This is a genomic window from Winogradskyella pulchriflava, assembly GCF_042434315.1.
GTDB lineage: Bacteria > Bacteroidota > Bacteroidia > Flavobacteriales > Flavobacteriaceae > Winogradskyella > Winogradskyella pulchriflava.
Genome location: NZ_JBHLTQ010000001.1, coordinates 587522 through 612153 on the forward strand (window position 1 = coordinate 587522; position 24632 = coordinate 612153).

The following is a 24632-nucleotide window of genomic DNA, read 5'->3' on the forward strand; positions in this document are numbered from 1 at the left end:
AATTAAGCTAAATAAAGGGCTCTAAGAGCACTTTGGTTTTAAGAGCGTGTATATAACATTTCAAACACCGTTCTCTTTGTAGTCGCTCTTAAATTAAGAATTTAAACTTTTAATAATGTAAATATGGGATGAATATTCCTTAGTTGACTTTCCTTTTGCATTTGAACGCATTCCAATCCAAAATGCTTTAAAGAAATTCATAAATCCTGATTTATACTTTTCTGAAAGTAAACTCACATAATAAGCGTCAAAAATCATCGGTAAAGTTTTAACCAAAACCAGATCGTGCTTTTTAAATAATTTTGAAATCGATGTTTTAGAAAAATGCCAAAGGTGTCTTGGTACATCATAAGCCGCCCAAAAGTTTTTGTAATGTTCGGCATCATAACTTTTATAATTAGGAACAGCAATCACCAAAGTCCCGTTGGGTTTTAAAAGCGATTTAAATAAAGTTGTATGCATTTCTAAATTTGGCAAATGTTCTAATACATGCCAAAGGGTAATAACATCAAAACTGTTTTTCTTTAAAGTTTCTAAATGTGAAATATCAAAAACCGAATTTTGTGTTTTGCTATTTGCAATGCTTCTGGCTTTTTCGTTCGGTTCCACTCCAACTACATTCCAATTATCACTTTTTGCGGTTTCCAAAAAATCTCCTGTGCCACATCCAATGTCCAATAGATTTTTTGATTCTGAATTAAAAGAGTTAATCAGTTTCAATTTTCGTTTTAAAGAAATACTTCTAACTAGATGATACACTTTTTCAAACAGATTTCGTTTAGAATCTGTGTGCGAAATGTAATCTTCACTTTTATAATAGTTTGAAAGCTGATCTGCTTTTGGCTGAGGAAATGTCTCCAACATATCCAATTCTTTATTATATAACAATTGAAATTCTTCTCCTGAAACAGAATGGTCTTTAACAGTTAAATGTGTTGGTTTGTTATTCATATTTAGATTCTGAAATACGTTCAGAATGACAAATTATATGTTTTTTCGCTAAAACGTTCCACGTGGAACATGTTTTTTATCGTCCCAAATACACTAATAAAACAGAAATATCATTTGGTGAAACACCACTTATTCTAGACGCCTGAGAAATGGTTACGGGTTGTATTTCGGAGAGTTTCTGCCTTGCTTCCATACTCATAGACTTTAATTTAGAGTAATCGAAATCAGAAGGAATCTTCACGTTTTCTAATCGGTTTAATTTATCTGCATTATTCTTTTCCTTCTCTATATAACCAGAATATTTAACTTGAATTTCTGCCTGCTCAATAACCTCAGCATCTAATTTATGGTCTTGAATATAGGTCTCGACGGCTTCAAATTTCCTAACATCATCTATAGTAATATTAGGCCTAGCAAACAGCTTAAACATTTTATCTTGTTGTTTTACTGGCGCGGATTTTTTTGATTCTAAAACAGGGTTTGCCTCTTCTGGTTTTACACTAGTATCTTTAAAAAATTGAACAAAAGCATCAGATTGAGATTTCTTTTCCTCCATTCGTTTAAGTCGCTTTTCTGATGCCAAACCAATTTTATAACCTTTAGGAGTGAGTCTAAAATCGGCATTATCTTGTCTAAGCAATGTTCTATATTCTGCCCTTGAGGTAAACATTCTGTAAGGCTCTTCAGTGCCTTTAGTAATTAAATCATCTATTAAAACACCAATATATGCTTCATCTCTCTGCAAAGTGAAAGCCTCTTTTTCGTGAACTTTTAAACTCGCATTAATTCCTGCCATTAACCCTTGAGAAGCTGCTTCTTCATAACCTGTAGTACCGTTAATTTGACCAGCGAAATACAAACCTTCCACTAACTTAGTTTCTAAGGTGTGCTTTAATTGCGTAGGTGGAAAATAATCATATTCTATAGCATAACCTGGTCTAAAAAATTTGACATTTTCAAAACCAGCCACAGAACGCAATGCTTTAAACTGAACATCCTCTGGAAGCGAAGTTGAAAACCCATTTACATAAACCTCAACGGTATTCCAACCTTCTGGTTCAACAAACAATTGGTGTCTGTCCTTGTCTGCAAAACGATTAATCTTATCTTCTATTGAGGGACAATATCTTGGGCCAACACTTTTTATTCTACCATTAAACATTGGCGAACGATCAAAACCTTCTCTTAGCAAATCATGAACCAATTCGCTTGTGTAAGTCATATAACAAGAACGTTGATCTTGAAGCGGTTTCGTTATATCTAAATATGAAAACTTCTCTGGGTTTTCATCACCAGGTTGTTCTATCATTTTAGAATAATCTAAAGATCTTCCATCAACTCTTGGTGGTGTTCCAGTCTTCATTCTACCTGAATCAAAACCAAGACCAACTAACTGTTCTGTTATTCCTGTTGCTGCTTTTTCGCCAGCTCTTCCACCACCAAAATTTTTATCACCAATATGAATTAAACCATTCAAAAACGTTCCATTAGTAAGTACTACTGATTTTGCTTTTACTTCAATCCCAAGAGAAGTTTTAACACCAACGACTTTGTGATTCTCAATCAATAAACCCGAGACCATTTCTTGATAAAAATCAAGGTTAGGTGTATTTTCTAAAAGCATCCTCCAATCTTCTGCAAAACGCATTCTGTCGGACTGAACCCTTGGACTCCACATTGCTGGGCCTTTAGATTTGTTGAGCATTTTAAATTGTATTGCAGACGTGTCTGAAACAATTCCGCTATAACCACCAAGTGCATCAATCTCTCTTACAATTTGTCCTTTTGCAATTCCTCCCATTGCGGGATTGCAAGACATTTGCGCAATATTTTGAAGGTTCATTGTAATTAACAATGTTTTACTTCCCATATTAGCAGCAGCAGCAGCAGCTTCGCTACCAGCATGACCAGCACCAACAACTATAACATCATAAACATCGTTAAACATAATTCAATTTAATTTTGTTCCACGTGGAACAATTATAATTCTAAAAAATTCAGTTTGCAAAGATACATCGAAATAGCGATAAGTACTAACGCTTAGATAAGTAGTAATTCTCTTTTGAACGCATTAACTGCTCGTCTTCGTCAGATTTGTCCTTATATCCACAGTAATGCAAAACACCATGAATAATTACTCTTGACAATTCATCTTCAAATAATTCATTAAAATCAGAGGCATTTTCTTTAACACGATCTACGGAAATATAAATATCGCCATGTAGTTCTTTTCCTACTGAATAATCAAAACTAATAATGTCGGTTAAGGTGTCGTGTTCTAAAAAATCCACATTGATTTTATGTAAATAATCATCCGAACAAAAGATGTAATTAATCTCTCCTTCTTTGCAGTTTTCTTCTATAATTGTATTGGAAATCCATTTAGACAATTGTGTTTCGTTATCTAAATTAAAATCGGTTTCGTAGTTAAAACTAATCATCGGTGTTTTTAAAATACTCTAAAATCTTTTTCTTAAAATGATTTTGCAAAGGTAAGGCTTGACGGTTTAAAATCTCAGTAGTATTAAAATATTGTTTAGCCATTTGAATTTGATTGGCATTAGCTGGTTGAAATTCCTTTTTATTGGTTTCAGACTCTCGCTTGGTATCTTGTCCTTGTATAAATGTTGCATTTTCCAATTTCAAAAGCTGATGTTGCAAATCCATCATTTTTTGCAACGTTTGGTTTGTAAAACCATAATTTAATAAATCTAACTCCACCTCTTCCATTTGCTTAATGAGTTGTCCTGCGGATTCAATTTTACCTTCCTTAGAAAGTCTGTCTTCTAGAGCTTGTCTCAGTTGTTGTTGTTGCTGATAAATTTTAAACAGTTCTGCATTTTGCTCTTCGTTTCCACCTTCTCCATAACCATCATTTTTTCCATCATTGCCATCGGTTCCGTTTCTTCCATCTTTACCATTTTTTCCTCCTTTACCGTCCTTTCCGTCACTATTTTGATTGCCTTCTCCATTTTGGTTGCCGTTTTGTCCATTCTGTCCACCTTCTCCTCCTTCACCTTGTTGCTCTCCACTTTGTCCGTTCTTTCCGCTTTGTCCACTTTCTCCTTCTTCGCCTTCTTTACCTTGCTCTCCAGGTTTTTTTCCTTCACCTTCTTTTCCCTCTTGTCCTTCTTGACCAGGTTTTTCTCCTTCTCCTTCCTTGCCTTCTTCACCTTTTTTACCCTCTTCATTTTTCTTAACACCTTCCTCCATCTGCTTATTCAGCTCTTCTTGACTCATAATAATATCTGGCAACTGCTGACCTCCACCTTCGCCAGATCCTGGAGAAGCATTCATCTCCATTTCCATATTATCTAAAACATCACTTAAAAAACTTGCCAATTCATTACTTGCCGTAATTGCATATTGTTGTGAAGAAACACCTTGATACAATCTATTTTCTGTTAGCTGTCCAAGTGCTTTATCAATATTGAAATACACTTCTGTAATTTGGGAGTTTACTTTCTCTGAAATCTTAGGTTGGCGTAAGGACAACGCAAACAAGCTATCGTCTATATGCTCAAAATGTTCCCTAAGATTACTTTGGGCAATAATATACTTTCCGTATTTATTATTATTAATATCTATACTCTCAAAAGTGTTCATAAGATCCTCTTGGTCAAATGAATACAGTAATAAATTCTCTAAAATTTGACGGAGTGTATCAATATCCTCAGATGCTTGATCTCCGCCTCCACCACCTCCACCAAGCATAGACATCATCTTCTCGCTCATTTCTTTCATCTTCTTGGCCGCTTTCTTTTGCTTTTCCTGTGCTTTTTGCTGTTGTTCCTGTGCTTCTTGAGGCTTTTGTTCGCTTTCGCTTTGTTCCTTCTTCTCTAGGGCTTCTTTAGCTTCTTTTTGATCAAATTTAACACCATCTTCTAAAAATTCGTCAACAGGAACTTTCATTGGTTTTTGAAGTCGTCTGTCTTCTTGTTTTAACTCTTCAATATCTTTTTGAAGCTTTTCAAATTCCTTGTTTAACTCCTCTTGATTTTCTTTTGTGTTTTCCTCTTTTTTGTTTGAAAGTTCTTCTTGCTTCTTGGATAACTCCTCTAATTGATTAGCAATTTTCTCCGCCTTTTTCATCACATAAAAACGCTTGGTCAACTCTAAGAGTTGTTGCATACTACGTTTCTTGTTTTTGTTTTGCTTGGCTAATTCTTCAAGTTTTTGAGTAAATTCTTCTTTGTTAATTTTATCCTTTAACTGCTCCAGTTCTTCTAAAAGTTTTTCGTCTTTTTTGAGTTGTTCTTCATTCTCTTTTAAGCGCTCTTTTAAATCTTCTTTAAACTGATCTTCTTTCTTCTCTTCTTGAAATTCTTCTAAATTATCCTGAAGCTTTTTGTTGAAGTTTTTCATCAACTGCTCTTGTTGCTTCTGACGCTTTAAAAAGTCTTCAAACTTCTTTTTATCATTAAAATTGAGCTGTTGTTTTTCCATTTGCGTTTTGGAAAATTCCTCAAGTTTTTTGTCTTGCTCTTGCAGCTTTTCAAAAGTCTTACCGATGTTTTTAATCGTTTCGTTTTGTTCTTGTAACTGCTTCTGCTCTTCCTCTTCTTTTGTTAATTTTCTATAATTAAACACACTGCTTTTTGTGCGCTTATAATTATGTAATGCGTCGTTATCAAAAACCTCAAAATAAAGCTGATAACTTACTCCTTCTTCTAAATTAAACTGATTAGGGAACGCACTTACAAACTCACTGAAGTTAGATTTGGAAATTGCAATTGGCTCAACGGTCTTTTTGGATTCATCATCAGACGGATAGTACACAAGGTTTAATCGTGTTAAGCCAAAATCATCACTTGCCTGACCATAGAAATACAAGCTTTGTTGATCTGTAGAATCCTTTTGAACTTTTATACTCAACTCAGGACTTAAATCCTTAACAACACTAATACTATAAGCTAAATTTTCGTAATCTTTAAGATTGTCATTGCTTGTTGAAATACTATAATTATAGTTTCTATATAATTGCTTTGAGGCTTCAAACTTTCCGCTTTCATTTTGTACAAAACTCAAAGTGTCATCTGCATATATATTAACTTCGTTTGTAGATTTTGTTAGTGCCTTCCAAGTGACTTTTGTGCCTTCAGGAATTACAGCAGAACCTGTACTCTTCAATACCTCATCCTGCTTTTTGGTATATACAGGATAGTCTAAAATCATTTCAAAATTTACCAAATTAGGCGTATTAACCACCTTTAACTGGTAAGATTTGGAATTAACTCCGTTGGCGGACAGGCTAAACTCTATGTTGTTTTTTGGTAAATTAAAGGTGTACTGAAACTCACCTGGTCCTAACTGCTGAAGGAAATAGGATTGTCCATTAAATTGTATTTGTGCATTCTCTGGAATAACATCTCCTGCTGTTGATACTATTAGCTTAAAATCCTTACCCTCAATGGCCTGAAGTGACTCGTTAAGCACAAAAAATTGAAAAGGTGCTGGTGGCTCGTAAGCTGTTTTATAGTTCACAATGCGTTCGTAACTATCGCTAAACCAATCTATTTTTCCTGTTACGTAAGACATCAATAATATGATTATTGGTATGGCAGCATACTTTAAATATTTAGTGTTGGACTTAAAATTAACAGCGGATTTAAACGGTATTGGTTGTAATTCTTGAGACTTCTGCTCTATGCTCGCTATTAATAAATCTGATTGCGCTGGGCTTTGATTTAGCTGTAATACATTTAACAATTTATCATTAACCTCAGGGAAATGATTACCAATTAGCTTAGAAGCTGTTTCAAAATTAATACCCTTTCTTAAATGAAATAAATGTGCTATCGGAATTGCTATAAATTTTATAAATAGACCAAGTTCTACGGCAATGAATACCCAAAATAAAACAGTTCTAGCTGTAGGGTTTAGCCACAACACATATTCTACAAACAATGTAACCAAGAGATATAACAAACCTATGGCAAAAAATAATATCGCGCCCTTAAGCAGTTCATTAGTGTAGTACTTTTTAATGAACTCCTGTAATTTGTTTTTTATGGTTTCGAAATTGCTCATTTCTTGCTTTTTGTTTTCTCTTCGTTCATTTTGTCTTGATACAAAACGAACCAAAAAATCAAAACGATTTATTAGGAAATTGCTTAAGCACCATTCGCTACTAACTGAATAATTTTAATTAATATTAAACACCAACCTTCAATCCTTAATTTGATTTTCAAGTCATCTGTTTTGCTCATTATTTCTTAAAATCGTTGCTTCCGACCTTGTCGGAATTTCAAGTAGTTATATAATACTCGTTTTCAATTCTAGGTTTATACGGTCACTAAAACTGTTATTCTAAGCGAAAACTCAAAACGTATTGATTTTGGAATTTTAAGTTTTGAACTTTGAATTTCCCTAATAACTGACTAATCTACAATTTTATTTTAATTGGTATTTGGTTAATTTTGGTAAGATTCTGTTAATTTAGAGCATTTAACTGTTAAATCGGGAGTATTTCAATGAAAGACTTAAAATATCTGGCCGCATTTTCTAATCCATATTGATGCTTTTTCCGCATGCTTCCATCTTATTAAGTTATATAATTTCAAATCTACTCTTCTTTTCATAAATTGATTACGGGAATACGGATTTTCTTTGTTCTAAGTTTTCATCACGTTATCTTTGCGCAAGATTCTGAAACAAATTCAGAATGACAAACCCTTGAGAGTTTATCAACTATGTCTAAAAACGTACGCGTGCGCTTTGCGCCAAGTCCAACAGGACCTTTACATATTGGTGGTGTAAGAACTGCTTTATTCAACTATTTATTTGCTAAAAAACATGGTGGTGATTTTGTGCTCAGAATCGAAGACACGGATCAAAATCGCTATGTTGAAGGAGCGGAAGATTATATTGTAGAGTCCTTAAATTGGTGTAACATTCCGTTTGATGAAGGTCCAGGGAAAAATGAAAAATTTGGCCCTTACAGACAAAGTGAGCGCAAGCACCTGTATAAACAGTATGCAGATCAGTTAATTGCAGAAGGCAAAGCCTACTATGCTTTTGACACGTCTGAACAATTAGATACGCACAGAAAAGGTCATGAAGCCGAGGGCAAAACGTTTATCTACAACTGGCACAACAGAGAAAAAGGACGTTTAGTAAATTCTCTAGTTTTAACTAAAGAAGAAACACAAGCAAAAATTGATGCTGGCGAAGATTATGTAGTACGTTTTAAATCGCCACAAGATAAAACATTGGCTTTAAAAGATCTTATACGTGGTGATATGTCTATTGACACCAATGTTTTAGATGATAAGATTTTGTTTAAAAGCGACGGCATGCCAACCTATCACTTAGCCAATATTGTTGATGACCATTTAATGGAAATTACGCATGTCATTCGTGGTGAAGAGTGGTTGCCAAGTTTAGCCTTACACCAATTATTATACGACGCATTCGGTTGGGAGGCTCCTGAATTTGCGCATTTACCTTTAATTTTAAAACCAACAGGAAAAGGAAAATTAAGCAAGCGAGATGGCGATAAAATGGGCTTTCCTGTATTTCCATTAGAGTACTCGTCACCAGACGGAAGCATTTCTAGAGGTTACAAGGAAGATGGTTATTTTCCAGAGGCTGTAGTTAATTTCTTGGCCTTTTTGGGTTGGAATCCTGGCACAGAACAGGAAATTTTTAGCTTAGAGCAGTTAGTTGCTGACTTTGATTTAGCAAGAGTAAATAAGGCTGGTGCTCGTTTTGATCCAGACAAAACCAAGTGGTTTAATCATCATTATATGCAACAGCAATTAGATTTGGATTTAGCAACAGAATTTAAAGCTAAAAACATATTGTTAAAGGACATTGATGTTAATTACATTGCTTTAGTTGTTGGATTAATAAAAGAACGCGCCACATTTGTTAGTGATTTTTGGGAATTAAGTCATTTCTTCTTTGTTTCACCAACAGATTATGATGAAAAAGCATCTAAAAAAGCTTTAAAAGACGATACAGCTGATATTCTAAACAAGGTTATAGAATTAGTTAATAATACGGAAGATTTTACAGTAGAAAACCTTCAAACAAATATAAAGGGCTGGATTACAACCAACGAAATTGGCTTTGGAAAAGTAATGATGCCTTTGCGTTTAGCTTTGGTTGGTGCTTTACAAGGTCCAGATGTGTTTGATATTATGTTTATGATTGGTAAAGCTGAAACGGTTAAACGCATTGAGGCTTTAGTGGAAACCAAAAAATAACCTGAATACTATCCTAAAACCAATTCAGGATAAAGATTTAAAAAGTAATAATAGCCGTAAAAGCCATTAACGATTGATTGCCTTCAAACCTATCTGAATTGTTTAGGTTGAAATCGTTATCATTTAACTTACCTAGAATATTTGTAAAGCCATAAACATACTGTGCTCGTAATAAAAAACTGCCAAAACCTCCCGATATGCCTATTGCTCCATTTGCATTGAACTTAGAAATATCAGTAATGTCTTCAGTTAGAAGGTTGTCGTAATTAGCAACTATATATCCCTCTTTAGATTCATCTTTTAGTTCCAATTCACTATTGTATTGTAGCATTGGGCCAACATCTAATGTTACATTGTTACTAATTAACTTTATATGGAATAAAAATGAAATTTGAGCCGTAAACATTTTATATTCAACAAACTCTTTGGTTGGATTGGTTAATGAAAATGCAGCTATATCTATATTATTTTCAGATAGTTGAATATTATAACTTACATTATACCAACGATGCGGAATGTCCACCGAAGCTGTTAAACCACCTAAAAAACCTGTACTACTTTTGGTTTCAAAATTATCCGTAATAATATCAAACTGCGTTATGCCTCCTTGAATACCAATACCGTTTTTTATATTGTAGTTTTTGTGTTGCGCAAAACTAACTGTAACAAAAGCAGTACAAATGACTACTAATAAGAGGTGTTTTGTTTTTTTCATAGCGATTTAAGGCTTATTAAAGCAAACCTAAGTAAAATAATTTAATATTACTTACATTTAGTATTTCGTATTCACTAACCTTTAAAAAACTTGTTATGGGTCAATTTATTTACGTTCCAATTATATTTCTTGGATTAATCATTATTATTTCATCATTCTTTGTGGTGAAACAACAAACTGCTGCAATTATAGAACGCTTTGGTAAGTTTCAAAGTATTCGTCATTCTGGATTACAATTAAAAATTCCACTGGTTGATAGAATTGCAGGGAAATTAAGCTTAAAAATTCAGCAATTAGACGTTATCATCGAAACTAAAACTCTAGATGATGTGTTTGTACGTTTAAAAGTTTCTGTTCAGTATAAAGTTATTAGGGATAAGGTATATGATGCTTTCTATAAGCTAGATTATCCTCACGATCAGATTACGTCTTATGTCTTTGATGTGGTGCGTGCAGAAGTACCAAAAATGAAACTTGATGATGTTTTTGTTAAAAAAGATGACATAGCTTTGGCTGTAAAAGCAGAACTCAATGATGCCATGTTAGATTATGGATTTGACATCATTAAAACATTAGTAACGGATATTGATCCTGATGGTCAGGTAAAGCAAGCTATGAACCGTATTAATGCATCAGAACGTGAAAAAATTGCAGCACAATTTGAAGGTGATGCTGCTCGTATTCTTATCGTTGAAAAAGCAAAAGCCGAAGCGGAAAGTAAACGTTTACAAGGACAGGGTATTGCAGACCAAAGACGTGAAATTGCTCGTGGTCTTGAAGAGTCTGTAGAGGTGTTAAATCGTGTTGGTATTAACTCTCAAGAGGCTTCTGCACTGATTGTTGTAACGCAACATTATGATACGCTTCAGTCTTTAGGCGAGGAAACCAATAGTAATTTAATCTTATTACCAAATGCTCCGCAAGCTGGTAGCAATATGCTTAATGATATGGTGGCGAGTTTTGCTGCTAGTAATCAAATTGGTGAAGCCATGAAAAATGCTAAAAAGAAGAAAGATGGAGAATCATAGTTAGTTACTCCGTTTCTAAATAAAAAAAACCTCGAAACATTAAACTTCGAGGCTTTTTTTATTTGTTTTTATTGGTCTAAACCCAGCCACAAACAATTGCGTTCATTATAACTAAAGTTACGGTCCAATATCCTGTGTTTATAAAAATATACTTCCAAGATTTACGCTCAAATAATCCATTAGTTGCTAAAATAGGAAACACAATGAAAAGACCTGCTAATAAGCCGTGAAAAGCACCGTGTTTATAGGTCCTGTAAGCTGTTCCATAGTCGTCCATAAAAGCTTGAAATGAGGGTAAAATGCCATCCATAGCCGGATCACCACCTATCATTCCTAACGCACCAAACTGATGAATGGATAGTGTCTGAGTAAAAAAGGCTAGCAAAATTGAAAGTAAAAACGACACTCCAAAAATTACACCCATATTTCCGCTCTTCATTTTCTCTTCGGTCATGCCAGCTTCTCGCATCCAAGCATTACCAAAAAGCTTAGGGTTGTACCACAAAAAACCCATAACCATGGGCACAATTGCAGCAACTAAAACTGCTAAAAAATTAATTTCCATTTTTTTGATTTTTATAGTTAGTATAATTAAATGTACAAAAAAAAACCTCAGAATTAATTGTTCTGAGGTTTATAAGATTTTTGCTTTAAGTGCTTCCTAATGCTCTTTTTTATACTTTTCTAGCATTTCCTTCAATTGGTTTAAATAGTTTTTTAAATCCTCTTCATTGATGTCTGCATTAGCATTAGAGCCACTAGGTAATGTGCTTCGGGTTTCACTAAGATACTTTTGAAGCTCAGGATACTGCTCTTCAATCTCTCTTGTGATAGCTGAAATTTCCGCAAGTATTTTTTGTGTCTTTTGCATAATATCATAGTTTCTATAAAAGGTAAGGAATTATGCTTTAAAACACTCTCAAAATTTTGTTAAACCTCAGAAGCTTCCTTAACCAAAAGCTCATTTTGGTCTGATTTTGCCTTGTTTACAAATTCATCGATAGCATCATTGCGTTGCAATCCGTTTTTAAGCAATTCCTTTAGCGCAATCATTACCGCTATACGTGTTCCTGCTTTTTTAACTGCTGTACCAAATAACGGTTCCAAATCATCATAAGCTAAGTCCTTAGCCAATTCTTGTATTTCGGCCTTAGCTTTTAGTTGCTTTTCCTCTGGTAGATTGGTGTATTTTTTACCCAACTGCTGAACAACACTAATCGCAGGTCGTTTTTGTTGTGGTTTAGGTTTGTTTTCGTTAGTATTTTGAGGTTTTGGCTTTTGCTTAGCCCAACTATCACGTAAGCCAACAGTTTTATTGAACACCAATTTATCTGAAATAGAATCGTCATCCACATTAAAATAACCTAAACGTTGAAATTGAAACTGCTCTCCTACTTTAGCATCTGCTAGGCTTGGTTCAACAAAAGCTTCAACAATTTTTAAAGAATTAGGATTTAAGAACTCCATAAAATCTTTTCCTTCATGGCTGTCTGGTGCTTCATCCATAAACAATCTATCATACTCTCTCACCTCTGCTTTTATAGCATGTTTTATAGACACCCAATGCAATGTGCCCTTAACCTTTCTATCTGTATCTTCAGAGTAGGTACAATGAATTTCTTTAATAACTCCGCTAGCATCTTTAACAACATTTTCTGCTTTAATGATGTATGCATTTTTAAGCCTTACCTCACCACCTAGTTTTAACCTAAAAAACTTATTACTTGCCTCTTCTTTAAAATCTTCTTTTTCAATAAATATTTCTCTAGAAAAAGGAACTTTTCTATAACCTGCCGATTCATCTTCCTGGTTGTTTTCCGCTTCTAACCACTCTTCTTTTCCTTCAGGATAATTAGTAATCACTACCTTAACTGGGTCTAAAACCGCCATAACACGATTTGCAGTTTTGTTTAAATCCTCTCGAATACAAAACTCTAAAAGCGAAACATCAATAATATTTTCGCGTTTAGCAACACCTACTTTTTCTATAAACTGTCTTATAGAATTTGGTGTATATCCTCTTCGTCTTAAACCTGAAATCGTTGGCATACGTGGATCGTCCCAACCAGAAACCACACCTTCTTCTACCAACTTAAGCAGCTTTCGCTTGCTCATAATGGTGTAGCTTAGGTTTAAACGCGCAAATTCACGCTGTTTAGGAAGCATAGGAAGCTCGTTTGAAGCGTACTGGTATACATTTTCTTTAAACCAGTCGTAAAGCTCTCTGTGTGGCTTAAATTCAAGTGAGCATAAACTGTGTGAAATTTGCTCAATATAATCACTCTCACCATGCGTCCAATCGTACATTGGGTAAATGCACCAGTCGTTACCTGTACGGTGGTGGTGCTTTTTTAATATACGATACATAATTGGGTCGCGCATAAGCATATTGGGATGCTGCATATCTATTTTAGCTCTAAGGATATGCTCTCCTTCATCAAATTCACCATTTTTCATTCTTTCGAATAAATCCAGGTTTTCTTCAATACTTCTATTGCGATATGGTCCATCAACTCCCGGCTGTGTAGGTGTTCCTTTTTGTTCTGCCATAGCCTCAGAAGATTGTGAATCTACGTAGGCTTTACCATCTTTTATAAGCTGAACAGCCCAATTGTATAGTGTTTGGAAATAATCTGAAGAATACAGCTCATTTTCCCATTGATAACCCAACCAAGACACATCTTTTTTTATGGCATCTACATATTCCTGCTCCTCTTTTGCTGGATTGGTATCATCAAAACGAAGGTTTACAGGTGCATTATATTTTTCACCCAAACCAAAACTAATACCAATAGCTTTGGTATGACCAATGTGTAAATAACCATTTGGCTCTGGTGGAAAACGAAAACGTAGTTTGTCTTTTTCTAAACCATTGGCTAAATCTTCTTCTATAATGTGCTCAATAAAATTGAGTGATTTTGTTTCTTCTGACATATTTTGGGTATTAGGTATTAGCTGTTGGTTGTTGGCTCTTAATGAAGCTCCAATAACCAAATACTAAGACGAGCAAAATTAAGTAATTTGTAACATTAATCCACTATTCTACACTAATAGAATAGATAAACTAAAACAGAAGATATGAACTATAAATGTCCTAAATGCGATAACAGAACATACGAAATTGATCAGATGAGAGCCACAGGAGGTACTTTGTCTAAAATATTTGATGTGCAGAACAAAAAGTTTACCTCCGTAACTTGCAAAAAATGCTCTTATACCGAATTTTTTAAGGCCAAAACCAGTGCTTTGAGTAATATCTTCGATTTATTTACAAACTAGCCTTATTTTTGCTTTATGGGATTAATTAAAGTTGAAAATATACGCGTATTTGCGCACCATGGTTGTCTAAAGGAAGAAACGGCAATTGGTAGTGATTATAGGGTGGATATAGAAGTTAAAGCTGATTTGAGTACCTCTGCCGTAACTGATGAACTTAAAGACACTGTTGATTATGTCTTTTTAAATAGAGTGATAAGGGAAGAAATGGCTAAGCCCTCTAAATTACTAGAAACTGTTGCTAAACGAATTTTAGATCGTGTTTTTAAAGAGGATGATCTAATAAATAAAGCTACGGTTGCTGTTAGTAAAATCAATCCTCCAATTGGTGGAGATGTTGAAATGGTCACTATAAAAATGACCAAAAGGCGAAAAAAGTAATACTTTTCAGTCGTAACCACTATTGCGCTGTTAAACATCGCTTAAATTATAATTGTTATACTACATATAATTTTTATATTTGCCATCTCGTTCGATTTTTCGAAAAATGATGAGATACCTGCTTTCGCAGGCATATAGGGTGTCGTGGCCGAGTGGCTAGGCAGTGGTCTGCAACACCATCTACAGCGGTTCGAATCCGCTCGACACCTCAAGAACCTTCAACAAATGTTGAAGGTTTTTTTATTCTTAAATTTTAAGAAAATTTATAGTAATGATGACGCGGTTCAAAAATGAAATGTTATCAATACATCTTCTAACCTTTAAGGAAACTTAGGTTTATTCTATTTTAGATTATTGTATCTAAAAACCTTTGCCGTCAATTGTGACTTTAATTTTTACATGATCACAGTTACCTAAAATATTGATGTTTATTTCAACTTTTTTAAGCTCTTTTAGTTCTTGAATCGTTGAAATTTCATCCTTATAGTTTAACAATATTTTCTTTAAGAATATGCCGTTTGGTAAGCTTCTTTCCTTTAACCATTCTTCATACTCCGTGTCATGCTCCAAAAATGGTAAATGAAAACTGGTAGATGAATCAATTATATAAATATGTGATCCTATTTTTTTTCGAATTATCTTTTTTTTCTTTAAAGTGCTTTTTAGCTTATAAACTTTACAATATTTCCTATTAAATAATGTGTCCTTTAGGCTTATAAACTCATAATTTTTAACTTGAAATTTATATCTGTTTTCATAAGCTAAAACCTGATTGCAGTCTATATTTATATCTTCATTATTTAAAAACTCAGCTTTTTTAACTTTTACTTTTGAATGAAGTTTATTCCTATCATGAAGCATTAATTCATAATGTAAACTGTCTAATTCGCTAATAACAGCATAATAAGAATTGTCCTTAGAGTTTGTAAGGAATATTCTATTTTGCTTAATGGTATCAGCTCTAAAATGTGTCTGCTCATAATCTAGTAAATAATCAAAATTATATGTCTTTTGAGCATGAATAAAAATTGGTAAAAGGAAGAAAAAAACTCTTAGAATATTCATATAATACTTCTTAATCCAACGGATTCACCTTATCAATTTGTTGCTTCCCTTTTTCATATATATCTGGAAAAAGGCCTTGTGACAGCAACAGAATTCCAAAGCCCAAAATAACCAAGGCTACTATTTTTTTGGTCTTAAAAATGCGTCGTGGTGTTAATTTGCTTTTAAGGCGTTTTGCTGCAGCTATTTTAAAAAGATCTGAAATAAAATAGGATATTAACATGGTTACTATAAATATTACCACACCATTTTCTGAAGTTGTTATAGATGTGCCAATAACGATAAATCCCAACCATCCTAAAAGCACTCCAATATTTATAAAATTGAGTAGAAACCCTTTTACAAATAGCTTTCCATAGTCCTTTTTGGGTAGTTCAATCCTATGATGTTCTCTTACTATAGACCGAAACGATTTTGATGTTTTTATAAAGCTAATAATACCATAAACAACTAGTAAAACACCACCAAAAACCAATAGTTTAGGGTCGTCCTTAATTTTATCTAAAAGTGTATCTGTACTTTTAAAAATAAGCAGAATGAAGACTATATCTGCCAATATTACGCCTAAATCAAAAACTAAAGCGCTAGTAAATCCTTTAGTTGCACTGGTTTCTAATAGCACAAAAAAAACCGGACCAATAGTAAAGGCTAAAATAATCCCAAAGGGAATCGCTGTTAAAATGTCATCTAACATGTAAATCTTGCGGTTTACACAAAAGTAACAAAAAGTAATAGGAATTTACATACGTTTTATTCTTCCACCAAGAACACGGCTTTCATCTACCTGTTTTGGTTTTCCGTAAATAAAGACATTTCCGCCCGCTTTTATTTTTGCATTGACATACTCTGTAGCATGAATATAGGCTTCTCCAGCAGCATTAACACTTACTTCGGTTTGCTCTGTAACAAAGGCTTCACCGTTAAAATTGCCTCCTGTATAAATAGAAATATCTTGATTTTTTGAACTGCCTTCTACATTAATAACTCCGCCTGTAACTGCTCTAAAATTAGCATAAGTGGTTTTTAGTGTGGCTGTAATTTCCGCACCTTCTTGGGTTTTTAGGTCAATTTCGTATTGTTCAATTGGGTCTTTAACAGTGACCTTTGCCCCTTCGTTAGCGTCGATAACATCAACTGCAGTATAATGTAAAATTACAACCGTATCGTTACCATCGTAACTTTCTTCAAGATTCATTCTAATTTTTAGTTTCCCGTTTTTATTGACAACCTCTACATCATTTCTATTTTTTCCTGATATAACAACTTTATTTTCTGTTGATTTAACCATTTTTAAATTAATTAAATCATAAACTTTGACAGTTGAAAATTCGCCAATAATCTTTTCTACAGCGTCTTGTGCGTTGACTGTAAAACTAATTATTGCAGCTAAAACAAAAAGTATTTTCTTCATTACATTATAAATTTATATAGATAACGGACAATATGGCTAATATTATATAAATGCTATTATACTGCCACTTTTACTGCTGTACCTGTAATGGAAACCATAGCGTAGTTGTGTGTGGTTAATTCTATTTCAACCTTTATACCAACAACGGCATTGGCCTTGAGTTTTAAAGCATTATCTCTTAGTTTTTTAAAAGCTTCTTCTTTTACAACATCAATACTCTCACTAACAGCTTTATAATATTTAGACATACTAAAACTCATTGCTAATTTATTTTCGTTCATTGCAACTCCTGTTACAATGCCTAGATAATCTATTATTTTATACCCTTCTATTGAGTTAGTGGTCGTTAAAATCATGGTTTTATTTTTTATAAAAAATGAAACACAAATTTTATTAATAATAACGGATTAAACAAAATCAGTTGATATACACAGAATGTCTTGTATTAGTCTTGAGCTTCTGGTTTTCCTAATAAGTAAAAATCTAAGTGTTTTTTTACTAAATCCGTGTTTTTCACTTTTACAATAACCTCATCTCCAAGTTGATACATTGTTTTTGAATTCTTTCCAACCATAGCGTATTGGTCTTGGTCAAATTGATAGTGATCATCTTTCATATCTCTAACACTTACCATGCCTTCACATTTATTCGAAATAATTTCAACATAAATTCCCCAATCCGTAACACCAGAAATAACTCCAACAAACTCTTCGTCTTGATGATCTTGCATAAAACGAATTTGCATGTACTTTATAGAATCGCGCTCAGCTTTTGTCGCTAAATATTCCATATTGCTTGAGTGTCTGCATTTTTCTTCGTAAATCTCTTCATTTGCCGATTTTTCTCCATCTAAATACTGTTGTAACAAGCGATGCGCCATAACATCTGGATAACGACGAATTGGTGATGTAAAGTGACTGTAATAATCAAAAGCTAAGCCGTAATGTCCAATATTATGCGTTGTGTACTCAGCTTTAGACATGGTACGAATGGTTAAGGTATCTACTAAATTCTGCTCTTTTTTGCCAACAACATCCTTTAATAAATTATTTAGTGACGATGCTATACTGCCCTTGTCCTTAAAGTTTAGTTTGTGTCCAAAACGACCAACAACTGTTTGTAATTGTGCTAATTTAGATTCGTCTGGTTCATCGTGTACACGATATACAAATGTCTTTTGTGGCTTCATTTTACCCACAAACTCAGATACTTTTCTATTGGCTAATAACATAAATTCTTCAATCAATTTATTAGCATCTTTACTGGTTTTAAAGAAAACTCCAACAGGGTTCGCTTCTTCGTCTAAATCGAATTTTACTTCAACTTTATCAAAAGAAATTGCTCCTTCTCGCATACGCTTAGAACGCATCTTTTTAGCTAATTCATCCATTTTGAGTATGGCATCTGCTATAGCTTGGTCTGTGTTATAAGCTTTGCCTGTTAAAGAAACTTCTTGTGGAATATTATTGGTTTTAGACTCTATAATAGCTTGCGCTTCTTCGTAAGCAAAACGCGCATCAGAATAGGTTACGGTTCTACCAAACCATTGGTCTTTAATTTCGCATTTATCATTCATTTTAAACACTGCAGAAAAAGTGTATTTTTCCTCATGTGGTCGTAATGAACATGCTCCATTTGATAGAATTTCTGGTAACATTGGTACAACACGATCTACTAAATAAATAGATGTAGCACGTTCGTAAGCTTCGTCATCTAAAATTGTTCCTGGTTGAAGGTAATGTGAAACATCAGCAATATGAATTCCTATTTCGTACAAGCCGTTCTCTAAAACTGTAAACGATAAAGCATCATCAAAATCTTTAGCATCTTTTGGATCTATTGTAAAGGTTAGATCTTTTCGCATATCTCTACGTTTTGCAATTTCTTGGTCTGTTATAGACGTGTCTAATTGATTTGCAAAAGCTTCAACTTCATGCGGAAACTCACTTGGTAAACCGTATTCTGCTAAAATTGAGTGTATTTCTGTGCTATGTTCTCCTGGTTTTCCTAAAACCTGAAGTACTTTTCCGTAAGGAGAATCTGCTTTTTCTGGCCAATCTTCTAGAGAAACCAAGACTTTATCTCCATCTTCAGCTTTATTAATCTTATTGATAGGTACAAAAATATCTTTATACATTTTTGAACTATCTGCTACTACAAAGGCAAAATTCTTTTTATCCTGAATTTGAATGGTACCAACATATTCGCTCTTAGCGCGTTTTATAATGTTAGTGATTTCTCCTTCTTGCTTGCCTCTATGTCGTCTTTTATAGGCATAAAACTCTACTTCGTCGCCATCTAAGGCTTTATTGATATTGTTTGAAGCGATGAATACATCTTCTTCAAAATCATCACTAATTACATATCCATTACCTTTAGAACTTAGGTCTAAAATACCTGTATGGTATTCGGTAGTTACAAGAGCTTTAAATTTACCACGTTCTACTTCTTCAATTTCTTGCTTAGCCTTTAATTGCTGAAGTTTTTTGATAATTTGATTGCGGCTACTAGCATCATTAACACCGAGTTTAGCAGCAATTTGTTTATAGTTAAAAGTTTTGTTTCTTTCTTTTTTTAAAATACCTAGAATTGTATTTGTAAGGTTAGAAATCTTATTATTTCTAGATTTCCTTTTTTTCTTTTTTGTCATTTAATTTTGTAATCATATTTATCCCTTTGGAAAAAGGGATCTTATTATTAAAACTTTTAGTTTTGGTGAAGAGATTCCCGCTTTCGCGAGAATAAAAGTTTATGCAAAGCTACGTTATTAAAATTTAATAGTGTTTAGTTAAGGTTAAATAAATAAAAAAGCACTGTAAAATTTACAGTGCTTTTAATTTCATAACGCTTTGATTCCTTATTCTATAATCAACTTTTTAGAGCCTTTTCCTTTTGTAGTTTCTAGTTCTAAAACATATAATCCTGTAGCTAATTTTAAAGTATTTATTACGCTCTCTTTAGTAGTTAAAACTAGTTGACCTAGATTATTGTATATGTTTACATTCTGTAAATCTGATGGATGTTCTAATTGAATGGTGAATTGGCCTTTTGTTGGGTTTGGGTAGATATTGAAATTTGAAATGGTTTGGTTTTCTGTTGATAATTCACCTGATAAATCAAAAACTTTTACTTGCCCTGAATCGACTCCATTTCCATCATTATATAATGCACCAATCGCTAGAACAGTACCATCCGAAGATAAGCTTATTGAACTTCCAAAATAATCATAATTGCCATCACCATCTATATCTGTGCCTATTTGAACCCAATTACCTGCTTGGTTCTGATAAATTCGTACATGACCTGTATTTATTCCACCATCATCGTTTATAGGTGCACCAATCGCCACAATACTACCATCGGAGGATAAACTTACTGATGAACCTGATAAATCTTCTGCAGCTTCACCATCTATATCTGAACCGATTTGAACCCAGTTATTATTTTGATTTTCATATACACGAACATGACCTGCTTGACTTCCATTACCATCATTTTGATAGGCTCCAATAGCTATAATACTACCATTAGAGGATAAACTTACTGACCAACCTGAAGCATCACCTGTGGATTCTCCATCTATATCTGAGCCTAATTGTATCCAATTACCACTTTGATATTCAAAAATTCTAACATGACCCGAATTAGTTCCATTTCCACTATTATGGAATGCTCCAATAGCAATAACATTACCATTAGAGGATAAACTTAAAGCTTTACCAAAATAATCACTAGATTCTTCTCTGGTTATATTTGATCCTATTTGAATCCAATTATCATTCTGGTTCTCATAAATACGTACATAACCATTGGAAGTAAAAGTTCCAATTGCAATAACATTACCATCAGAGGATAAACTTACTGATGCTCCAAAGCTAAAAAAATTTTCAACTATATCTAATCCTATTTGAATCCAACTACCATTTTGGTTCTCGTAAATTTGCACTTTACCAAAACCAATAGCATTGCTATCTCTCATTCCAATAGCTACAATACTACCATTAGAAGATAGACTTACTGAGTAACCAAAATTATCACCAGAACTTTGTCCATTTATATCCGAACCTATTTGAACCCAATTACCATTTTGGTTCTCATAAATACGTACTTGACCAGATCTTGCTCCATTTTCATTATTATATGGTGAACCAATTGCTACAATATTACCATCTGCAGATGTACTTACAGAGGTACCTGATTGATCTCCTGCACTTTCACCATTAATATCATTACCAATTTGCACTTGACTTAATCCTAAAAAAGGAATTAAAATAAATATGAATAATAATTTTTTCATAAATTAATTAAATATTTATATAACAATATACAATTATTGATTTAATAATAAAAAGAAACGTACTTATCAACACATATATACATATCATCATTTTTCTTTTAAATTTTAAAAAATAAAATAATGTTTATTATAGTCTGTTAATAGGTAGTATAACTTTTATAACTTTTATTTTGATTTAATGTAGTTTACAATTTATTACGGTTTAGTTAACATTAAATTTACATCTAAAAGCTTCATTTTTAAGCTATATAGAAAAGCTATTAACAACTGTTGATAAGCAATGTTAATAGTAATAGCTCATATGTATTTTATGAAAAAATGTTCATTTCAATTAAAAGTATGTTTATAACATCACTCCAAAAAAGTGATTAAAAAATTAGGTTTTTAAAATGCTATTTTGGTTTGAAAAAATAATTAGATAATCCTAATTTTTGTTTTAAAGAGTTGTGAACAGTTATTAACAAGTAATCAGTCTTTCTATTAACCGACTTTAATTATTTGTAACTTTGTCTTTTAAAAATAAGGTAATAATTGTTGTCATACAAAAGCAATTTAACTGCGCTTTGTGTAACAGCTATAAAAAGAAAAAAAATGACTATTTCAATAGGTAACGATCATGCAGGACCAGATTATAAATTTGCTATTGTAAAGCATTTAGAATCAAAAGGCTATACATTAACTAATTACGGTACAGATAGTTTTGATAGTGTGGATTATCCAGATTTTGTTCATCCAGTAGCAAAGGATGTTGATGTTAATAAAGTAGATTTTGGAATACTTATATGCGGTAGTGCTAATGGTGTGGCAATGACTGCTAATAAATATCAAAATGTTAGAGCTGGTGTGTGTTGGACTAACGAAATTACAGAGTTAACGCGCTTACATAATAATGCAAATATTATTTGTATTCCGGCTCGTTTTACCTCTATTCCTCAAGTAATTAAAATGGTTGATACGTTTCTAAACACTGAATTTGAAGGAGGTCGTCATCAAAATAGAGTAAATAAAATTCCATTATCTTGTTAGTACCAATATAAAATTGGTATAAAATGGGTCATTCGCATTCTCATAATCACAATCATAAAGATTTACAAGGTACTAAGCTTTTAATATCTATAGTATTAAATATAGTTATTACTGTAGCACAGGTTATTGGTGGTTTGGTTTCTGGTAGTTTATCTCTTTTAAGTGATGCTTTGCATAATTTTAGTGATGTATTATCACTAATTGTAAGTTATGTAGCTTCAAAATTATCCAAACAAAAAGCGTCAATCAATAGAACTTTTGGCTACAAAAGAGCTGAAATTTTAGCGGCTTTTGTTAATGCTTCAACTTTAATTATAGTTGCGGTTATTTTAATAAAAGAAGCTATAGAGCGCTTTCAAAATCCACAAAATATTGAATCTAATTTAGTAATATGGTTGTCTCTGTTGGCTATTATAGCTAATGGTTTTAGTGTATTGTTATTAAAAAAGGATTCTAAAAATAACATTAATATGCGTTCTGCCTATTTGCACTTATTAACAGATATGTTAGCAAGTGTAGCCGTGTTAATAGGGGGATTATTAATGAAATACTATCAACTCTTTTGGGTAGATAGTTTACTTACCTTGTTAATTGCTTTGTATTTAGTTTGGGTGGGTTATGATTTATTAAAAACATCAACTAAAATGCTCATGCTCTTTACTCCAGAGCATATTAATATTAAAGATGTTGTAAGAGCTGTTAACAAACTACCAAAAGTTAGTAAACTACATCATATACACATTTGGAATTTAAGTGATGATGAGTTGCATTTAGAAGCGCATTTGGATTTGGAAGAAGATATTTCTACGTCAGAATTCAATAAACTACTTCTAACTATTGAAACTATATTACATGATGAGTTTAATATCAATCATGTTACCATTCAACCCGAATTTAATAAGGAAGATCCTAAAGAAATAATTGTACAAGACTAATGTTAGCTATCTATACTAAAACATTTGATGAATTAACTAGCAAAGCGCTTTATGATGTGCTGCAATTGCGCTCTGAAGTTTTTGTGGTAGAACAAAACTGCGTTTATCAAGATATTGATGGTAAAGACCAAAAAGCATTACACATTTTAGGTTATAAAGGCGAAAAGTTAGTGGCTTATACACGTGTTTTTAAATCAGGTGATTATTTTGAAAATGCCAGTATTGGTAGGGTAGTGGTTAAGGAAAATGAAAGACAGCACAACTATGGTTATGATATAATGAAAGCTTCAATAGAAGCTATAAAACAACATTATAACGAAACCAAAATTAAAATTTCCGCTCAAACTTATTTGAAGCATTTTTATAATAATTTAGACTTTTTTGAAGTAGGAGAGGAGTACCTTGAAGATGGTATTCCGCATATAGCAATGATTAAATCTTAATCAGAAGTTTTTGGTTTAATAATCCTAGTTACAACAATTTCTACACGCCTATCTAATTCTGGTTCTCCACCAAGCGGAAATTTTCGTCTTTGGCCTACAAACTTCATTCTATAGCGTTTAACTCCTTTGTCTGCCAAATAATCATATACAGTTTTTGCTCTAGCTAACGATAGATTACGCTTCTTTGTTTTACGGTCTATAGCATCTCGAGAACCTTGAGTACAGCATACATGCCCTTCTATATTAAAGTAAATATCTGTACGTTCTACTAATATTTTTGCGATATTATCTAATTTTGCTTTAGATTGTTTGGTTAGGTAACTATAACCTGTACGGAATAAGATATTTTCTAATTGAATTTTATCTCCTTCTTTTAATTCTCCACGTAATAAATCTTCGGTAGTTTCTTTCTTTGGTGCTTCAACAACTGTTTTTTCTCTTGGAGGATCATAAGGTTGTACAATAATTTCAACTTTACGGTTTAGACCTCGTATTTTATAAAGATCATTATCATTAACAACATTGAGTAAAATTTCTCCTTTACCATCTACATTGGTAATTACAGATTCATCAAACTCATTATTAGAAAATACTTCTTTTATAGCGTCGGCACGTTGTTGTGATAGTACTAAATTATAAGAGTCACTACCTCTATCATCACAAAATCCATAGATGGATATTTTTTGAATATCCATATTTTCTATTTCAGATAAGAATAATAGAAGTCGGCTTTCTTCGGTTTCCGGAATTTCAAATTTACCAGTATCAAAATATACCTGGTGTTTAAGCTCTTCTTGAGCCAAAACAAACTGAAAACTAAAGCATATAATTATAAGTAGGGATTTCATTTCTGTTGAATTTTCTCAAAAATTGAAAATTTACATAGTGTTAAAT

Annotated in this window: 22 protein-coding genes and 1 tRNA gene; 8 read left to right on the forward strand and 15 right to left on the reverse strand. The window is 32.9% G+C overall.

The features are described 5' to 3' along the window. Positions 1–93: 93 nt before the first annotated feature. The 4 genes from ACFFGA_RS02625 to ACFFGA_RS02640 all read right to left on the reverse strand — a co-directional run bounded on the left by ACFFGA_RS02625 (position 94) and on the right by ACFFGA_RS02640 (position 6981). Positions 94–951 (reverse strand): class I SAM-dependent methyltransferase, encoded by an 858-nt coding sequence (locus ACFFGA_RS02625; protein WP_386059245.1) that lies wholly within the window; start codon positions 949–951, stop codon positions 94–96. Positions 952–1027: 76 nt separating this feature from the next. Continuing rightward, positions 1028–2899: a tRNA uridine-5-carboxymethylaminomethyl(34) synthesis enzyme MnmG gene (gene mnmG / locus ACFFGA_RS02630; RefSeq protein ID WP_386059248.1), complete on the reverse strand. Its 1872-nt coding sequence runs from the start codon at positions 2897–2899 to the stop codon at positions 1028–1030. A gap of 85 nt (positions 2900–2984) precedes the next feature. After that, entirely contained in the window at positions 2985–3392 is a 408-nt protein-coding gene (ybeY, locus tag ACFFGA_RS02635; protein ID WP_386059251.1) for an rRNA maturation RNase YbeY, read from the reverse strand. Beyond that, complete coding sequence (locus tag ACFFGA_RS02640) at positions 3385–6981, reverse strand: hypothetical protein (protein ID WP_386059254.1); 3597 nt, start codon at positions 6979–6981, stop codon at positions 3385–3387. The genes ybeY and ACFFGA_RS02640 overlap by 8 nt, the downstream gene beginning before the upstream one ends. 662 nt (positions 6982–7643) lie before the next feature. Here ACFFGA_RS02640 and gltX point away from each other — a divergent pair. Further along, the gene (gltX, locus tag ACFFGA_RS02645; protein ID WP_386059257.1) at positions 7644–9161 is read left to right on the forward strand and encodes a glutamate--tRNA ligase; all 1518 of its coding nucleotides are present in this window, start codon (positions 7644–7646) and stop codon (positions 9159–9161) included. 37 nt (positions 9162–9198) lie between these two features. Here the strand turns inward: gltX and ACFFGA_RS02650 are convergent, their stop codons facing one another. Continuing rightward, entirely contained in the window at positions 9199–9876 is a 678-nt protein-coding gene (locus ACFFGA_RS02650; RefSeq protein WP_386059260.1) for a porin family protein, read from the reverse strand. Between the two features lie 95 nt (positions 9877–9971). Between ACFFGA_RS02650 and ACFFGA_RS02655 the strand changes: the two genes are divergently transcribed. Continuing rightward, positions 9972–10904: an SPFH domain-containing protein gene (locus ACFFGA_RS02655; protein ID WP_386059262.1), complete on the forward strand. Its 933-nt coding sequence runs from the start codon at positions 9972–9974 to the stop codon at positions 10902–10904. Positions 10905–10980: 76 nt separating this feature from the next. Here the strand turns inward: ACFFGA_RS02655 and ACFFGA_RS02660 are convergent, their stop codons facing one another. The 3 genes from ACFFGA_RS02660 to ACFFGA_RS02670 form a co-directional block, all read right to left on the reverse strand. Continuing rightward, positions 10981–11469 (reverse strand): DUF1761 domain-containing protein, encoded by a 489-nt coding sequence (locus ACFFGA_RS02660; protein ID WP_386059265.1) that lies wholly within the window; start codon positions 11467–11469, stop codon positions 10981–10983. A 96-nt stretch (positions 11470–11565) separates the two neighbouring features. Continuing rightward, a complete protein-coding gene (locus ACFFGA_RS02665) occupies positions 11566–11775 on the reverse strand; it encodes a hypothetical protein (protein WP_386059268.1) in 210 nt (69 codons plus the stop codon). Between the two features lie 59 nt (positions 11776–11834). Further along, positions 11835–13838 (reverse strand): glutamine--tRNA ligase/YqeY domain fusion protein, encoded by a 2004-nt coding sequence (locus ACFFGA_RS02670; RefSeq protein ID WP_386059271.1) that lies wholly within the window; start codon positions 13836–13838, stop codon positions 11835–11837. Positions 13839–13982: 144 nt separating this feature from the next. Here ACFFGA_RS02670 and ACFFGA_RS02675 point away from each other — a divergent pair, with 144 nt between their 5' ends. The 3 genes from ACFFGA_RS02675 (at position 13983) to ACFFGA_RS02685 (ending at position 14770) form a co-directional block, all read left to right on the forward strand. Beyond that, on the forward strand, positions 13983–14183 hold the full coding sequence (locus ACFFGA_RS02675) for a zinc ribbon domain-containing protein (protein WP_386059273.1): 201 nt from the start codon (positions 13983–13985) through the stop codon (positions 14181–14183). Between the two features lie 15 nt (positions 14184–14198). After that, on the forward strand, positions 14199–14561 hold the full coding sequence (folB, locus tag ACFFGA_RS02680; RefSeq protein ID WP_386059276.1) for a dihydroneopterin aldolase: 363 nt from the start codon (positions 14199–14201) through the stop codon (positions 14559–14561). 138 nt (positions 14562–14699) lie between these two features. Then, positions 14700–14770, forward strand: a tRNA-Cys gene (locus ACFFGA_RS02685). A gap of 151 nt (positions 14771–14921) precedes the next feature. Here ACFFGA_RS02685 and ACFFGA_RS02690 read toward each other — a convergent pair. From ACFFGA_RS02690 to ACFFGA_RS02715, 6 genes are all read right to left on the reverse strand, one after another. After that, on the reverse strand, positions 14922–15626 hold the full coding sequence (locus tag ACFFGA_RS02690; protein ID WP_386059279.1) for a hypothetical protein: 705 nt from the start codon (positions 15624–15626) through the stop codon (positions 14922–14924). Positions 15627–15636: 10 nt separating this feature from the next. Beyond that, positions 15637–16320, reverse strand: coding sequence for a LysE family translocator (locus ACFFGA_RS02695; protein ID WP_386059281.1), 684 nt, complete (start codon positions 16318–16320; stop codon positions 15637–15639). A gap of 45 nt (positions 16321–16365) precedes the next feature. Then, positions 16366–17037 (reverse strand): head GIN domain-containing protein, encoded by a 672-nt coding sequence (locus tag ACFFGA_RS02700; RefSeq protein ID WP_386059284.1) that lies wholly within the window; start codon positions 17035–17037, stop codon positions 16366–16368. Between the two features lie 56 nt (positions 17038–17093). Continuing rightward, complete coding sequence (locus tag ACFFGA_RS02705) at positions 17094–17393, reverse strand: YbjQ family protein (protein ID WP_386059287.1); 300 nt, start codon at positions 17391–17393, stop codon at positions 17094–17096. 89 nt (positions 17394–17482) lie between these two features. Then, positions 17483–19687 (reverse strand): ribonuclease R, encoded by a 2205-nt coding sequence (rnr, locus tag ACFFGA_RS02710; RefSeq protein WP_386059290.1) that lies wholly within the window; start codon positions 19685–19687, stop codon positions 17483–17485. Positions 19688–19894: 207 nt separating this feature from the next. After that, positions 19895–21334, reverse strand: a complete 1440-nt coding sequence (locus ACFFGA_RS02715) for a T9SS type A sorting domain-containing protein (protein WP_386059293.1) — start codon at positions 21332–21334, stop codon at positions 19895–19897. A gap of 591 nt (positions 21335–21925) precedes the next feature. Between ACFFGA_RS02715 and ACFFGA_RS02720 the strand changes: the two genes are divergently transcribed. From ACFFGA_RS02720 to ACFFGA_RS02730, 3 genes are read left to right on the forward strand one after another with little or no spacing between them, the layout of a single operon-like run. Continuing rightward, positions 21926–22360 carry an RpiB/LacA/LacB family sugar-phosphate isomerase gene (locus tag ACFFGA_RS02720; RefSeq protein WP_386059296.1) on the forward strand — a complete coding sequence of 145 codons (435 nt, stop codon included), beginning with the start codon at positions 21926–21928 and terminating at the stop codon, positions 22358–22360. Positions 22361–22383: 23 nt separating this feature from the next. Beyond that, positions 22384–23295 (forward strand): cation diffusion facilitator family transporter, encoded by a 912-nt coding sequence (locus ACFFGA_RS02725; RefSeq protein WP_386059298.1) that lies wholly within the window; start codon positions 22384–22386, stop codon positions 23293–23295. Further along, positions 23295–23738 carry a GNAT family N-acetyltransferase gene (locus ACFFGA_RS02730; protein WP_386059301.1) on the forward strand — a complete coding sequence of 148 codons (444 nt, stop codon included), beginning with the start codon at positions 23295–23297 and terminating at the stop codon, positions 23736–23738. Before ACFFGA_RS02725 ends, ACFFGA_RS02730 begins: the two co-directional genes overlap by 1 nt. On the opposite strand, the gene ACFFGA_RS02735 is transcribed toward ACFFGA_RS02730, so the two are convergent. Then, positions 23735–24586, reverse strand: coding sequence for an OmpA family protein (locus ACFFGA_RS02735; RefSeq protein ID WP_386059303.1), 852 nt, complete (start codon positions 24584–24586; stop codon positions 23735–23737). The genes ACFFGA_RS02730 and ACFFGA_RS02735 overlap by 4 nt on opposite strands. Positions 24587–24632 lie beyond the last annotated feature (46 nt).